At 45.9% G+C, this 594-nt stretch carries 1 protein-coding gene; it reads right to left on the bottom strand.

Annotated features, from left to right (window positions below):
* Nucleotides 1–380: 380 nt before the first annotated feature.
* On the bottom strand, nt 381–594 hold a 214-nt coding region (locus ACX5J7_RS10035; RefSeq protein WP_498707032.1), incomplete at its 5' end, for a hypothetical protein.

Here is a 594-nt window from a genome sequence, read left to right as displayed (position 1 = left end):
TTCCTGCTCNNNTGTAGGTTTTANAGGCATATCGAGTAGGGTGAGGCTTGCGCCTCATCCCTCTCACAGAACCGTACGTACGGGCCTCGTATACGGCTCCTGCATACTTCATATCACTTGCTAAGTGACACAATGCTAATTTGCAATCTAGTATCGTGCGCCCTATGGACATCGTTCATTTTCTAACATTGTGGTAACTTTCATTGCAGGGTTTGGCGTTCTAGCACTGAGGCAATCTACCAAATTTGACTACAATTACTTCCCATATACGGCCTGTCTCACCAGACACTCACTATTCCTACGCGCACCGATTCGACTTTGTCCCGCTGATCAGGCGGCTTGTGTATCAATGATAAAAAAAACTCACAACTCATCAGATCTTAAAGTCTGCTTCCCCCCTTCGCAATCCATTTAAGCTTTTGGCTAAAATGGATCCTATCAAACACAATGCTGATAGTCGGCTTGGTTTTACCCTCCACACCATTACTGGCTTTCATCGGCCTAGCCTTACTCACTACTACGGGTTCATCTGCCACCTCACACTCGCAACATTCTTGGATCACTCCTTGAACGATACGTCCAACCATTTGATTG

The sequence above is a fragment of the Alteromonas infernus genome (genome assembly GCF_902705815.1).
Note: the sequence above shows the minus strand (reverse complement) of the source record. Positions and strands in the feature narration are given on the sequence as shown.